Genomic DNA, 3,177 nt, shown 5'->3' with positions numbered 1-3,177 from the left:
GCCGAACATCACGCCGATCTTCATGCGGATCTGGTTGATGAAGATGACCATGCAGTTCGTCTTCTTGATCGTGCCAGTCAGCTTGCGCAGCGCCTGCGACATCAGACGCGCCTGCAGACCCGGCAGCGAGTCGCCCATTTCGCCTTCGATTTCGGCCTTCGGCACGAGCGCCGCGACCGAGTCGATCACGATCATGTCGATCGAGCCCGAACGCACCAGCGCATCGGTGATTTCGAGCGCCTGCTCGCCCGTGTCCGGCTGCGAAATGAGCAGCTCCGGCACGTTCACGCCGAGCTTGGAAGCGTATTGCACGTCGAGCGCGTGTTCCGCGTCGATGAACGCCGCCGTGCCGCCGAGCTTCTGCATTTCGGCGATCACTTGCAGCGTGAGCGTGGTCTTGCCCGACGATTCCGGACCGTAGATCTCGACCACCCGGCCGCGCGGCAGGCCGCCCACGCCGAGTGCGATGTCGAGGCCGAGCGACCCGGTGGACACCACCTGGATGTCCTCGACCGCCTCGCCGTCGCCGAGTCGCATGATCGACCCCTTGCCGAACTGCTTTTCGATCTGCGCGAGCGCGGCGGCAAGCGCCTTGCTCTTTTCAGCAGTCAGCCCAGCCGAGCCTTTCTTGCTATCTTCCATGAATCGTCCTTTGCTATGATGAACGGCGTCTCGTGACGAAGCGCGCGTGCTTTCGAGCACATGCACACGAACGCAGACACTGTATAAAAAAACAGTAGTTTTGGCAAGCCCTTGCGACTCGCCCAAACCGCTAATTTCGGGAGACCGCCGCGCGCTGCGTGGCCGCACCTTCAAAGGCGCGGCGTGGCGCGGGTGCCAAGAGGCTCACCGGGCCTCGAATGCGACGCTGGCGCATCATGCGAATCCTCATTGCCGAAGACGACAGCATACTCGCGGACGGCCTCGTCCGATCACTCCGCCAATCGGGCTATGCCGTCGATCACGTGCGTAGCGGCGTGGATGCCGATACGGCCTTGTCGATGCAATCGTTCGACCTGTTGATCCTCGATCTGGGCCTGCCGAAAATGCCGGGCCTCGAAGTGCTGCGCCGCTTGCGCGCGCGCAATTCCAACCTGCCGGTGCTGATCCTCACCGCCGCCGACAGCGTGGACGAGCGCGTGAAGGGCCTCGACCTCGGCGCCGACGACTACATGGCCAAGCCCTTCGCGCTCAACGAGCTCGAAGCGCGCGTGCGCGCGCTCACACGGCGCGGCGCGGGCGGCGGCCCGACCGTGGTGCGCCATGGCGCCCTCTCGTTCGACCAGGTGGGGCGCGTCGCGCGCATCAACGACCAGGTGCTCGAGCTTTCCGCGCGCGAGCTCGGCGTGCTCGAAGTGTTGCTGCAGCGGCTCGGGCGGCTCGTCTCGAAGGAACAACTCGTCGATCACCTTTGCGAGTGGGGCGAAGAAGTCAGCAACAACGCGATCGAGGTCTACGTGCACCGGCTGCGCAAGAAGCTCGAAGCCGGTGGCGTGCGCATCGTGACCGTGCGCGGGATCGGCTATTGCCTCGAAAAGGAACCGAAGGAAGCGCAGGCCGGCGCAAGCCAGGCCGCGAGCGCAGCGCAAGCGCAGACAACGGAGCAGATACCGGCGCGGACGGCGGCCAGTGCGCCGGACGCCCCGCCGGCCATGCCCGCCAGCCATTACTTCAAATAGCCGGGTGCGATGATGGCCGGGCGTCCTCCCGCCGCGCCGCCCGCGTCGCCCAAAGACGCGGCGGACATGGCCCGCGCGGGCACGCCAGGCGCGTCCGCGCGCGCCCCATTGGCCGCCGACGCCCTCGACGACGAAGCGCGCGACGCCCGCTACGCCAATCCGTTCGCCCCGCCCGACGAAGCCGAAGCCACCGCCGCGGCGCGCCCGCGCTCCCTCTTCGGCGAAATCCTCGACTGGATGCTCGCACCGCTGCTGCTGCTCTGGCCGATGAGCATCGCGGTGACGTATCTGGTTGCCAAATCGATCGCCAACGGCCCGTTCGACCGCGCGCTCGAAACCGACGCCTACGTGCTCGCGCGCCAGATCCACCCGGTCAACGGCGTGGCCGAACTGACGCTGCCCGACTCCACACGCGATTTCCTGCGCGCCGATAACGTCGACAGCGTCTATTACCAGGTGCTCGGCAGCCGCGGGGAACTGGTGGGCGGCGACCGCGACATGCCGCTGCCGCGCGACGACGATCGCCCCTCGCCCGGCCTCGTCGAGTTCCGCGACGATACGCTGCACGGCATCGACATCCGCGTGGCCTATACGACGGTCGAGCCGCCGCACCTTGCCGGCTCGCAGGCCGTACTGGTGCAGGTCGCGGAAACGCTCGACAAGCGCCGCGCGCTCGCCAACGACATCATCAAGGGCGTGATCCTGCCGCAGTTCGTGATCCTGCCGCTCGCGATCCTGCTGGTCTGGTTCGGCCTCTCGCGCGGGCTCGCGCCGCTGCACGCGCTGCAATCGAACATGCGCATGCGCCGCCCCGACGATCTTTCGCCGCTGGAAGCGCGCCGCGCGCCGCCCGAAATCGAGCCGCTCGTCACGTCGTTCAACGATCTGCTCACGCGGCTCGAACAGAACATGGAACTGCAAAAGCGCTTTATCGCCGATGCCGCGCATCAGATGAAGACGCCGCTCGCGGGCCTGCGCACCCAGGCCGAACTCGCGCTGCGCCAGGATGCCTCGCCCGAAGTGCATCGCTCGCTCGAACAGATCGCGACGAGTTCGGAGCACGCCGCGCGGCTCGTCACGCAGTTGCTCGCGCTCGCGCGCGCCGAAAACCGCATGACGGGGCAGATTTTCCAGCCCGTCGATATCGCCGAGGCGGCGCGGCTCGCGGTGCGCGACTGGGTGCAGCCCGCGCTCGCCAAGCGCATGGATCTGGGCTACGAAGGCCCTGACAATCCCGGCGCGGATGAGCGTGAAACGGACCCCGGCACACAGGACAGCGAAGCGGACATCGCCGCGGATCAAGCACCCGTGCTCGTCGACGGCAATCCGGTGATGCTGCGCGAAATGCTCTCGAACCTGATCGACAACGCGATCCGCTACACGCCCGCGGGCGGGCGCATCACCGTGCGCGTGCGGCCCGAACCGGCGGCGCGCGCCGTGCATCTGGAGGTGGAGGACACCGGCATCGGCATTCCGGCGGCCGAGCGCGAGCGCGTAC

3 protein-coding genes are annotated in these 3,177 nt (G+C 67.3%); 2 read left to right on the top strand and 1 reads right to left on the bottom strand.

The window, feature by feature from the left end:
• Nucleotides 1-642: recombinase RecA (gene recA, locus VMJ11_RS28945; protein WP_325624156.1), on the bottom strand; the 642-nt coding region annotated here is incomplete at its 3' end.
• A gap of 236 nt (nt 643-878) precedes the next feature.
• Between recA and VMJ11_RS28940 the strand changes: the two genes are divergently transcribed.
• Together VMJ11_RS28940 and VMJ11_RS28935 are read left to right on the top strand one after the other, a co-directional pair.
• Complete coding sequence (locus tag VMJ11_RS28940) at nt 879-1,679, top strand: response regulator transcription factor (RefSeq protein WP_325624155.1); 801 nt, start codon at nt 879-881, stop codon at nt 1,677-1,679.
• Nucleotides 1,680-1,745: 66 nt separating this feature from the next.
• Nucleotides 1,746-3,177: sensor histidine kinase (locus VMJ11_RS28935; RefSeq protein WP_325624153.1), on the top strand; the 1,432-nt coding region annotated here is incomplete at its 3' end.

It is taken from the genome of Paraburkholderia sp. (genome assembly GCF_035501035.1).
GTDB lineage: Bacteria > Pseudomonadota > Gammaproteobacteria > Burkholderiales > Burkholderiaceae > Paraburkholderia.
The sequence above is the reverse complement of the archived record's forward strand: the minus strand, read 5'-3'. Positions and strand labels throughout refer to the sequence as shown.

Bases quoted from the DNA above. Each gene is read 5' to 3' on its own strand.
- VMJ11_RS28940 (WP_325624155.1), top strand. From the start codon at position 879: ATGCGAATCCTCATTGCCGAAGACGACAGCATACTCGCGGACGGCCTC.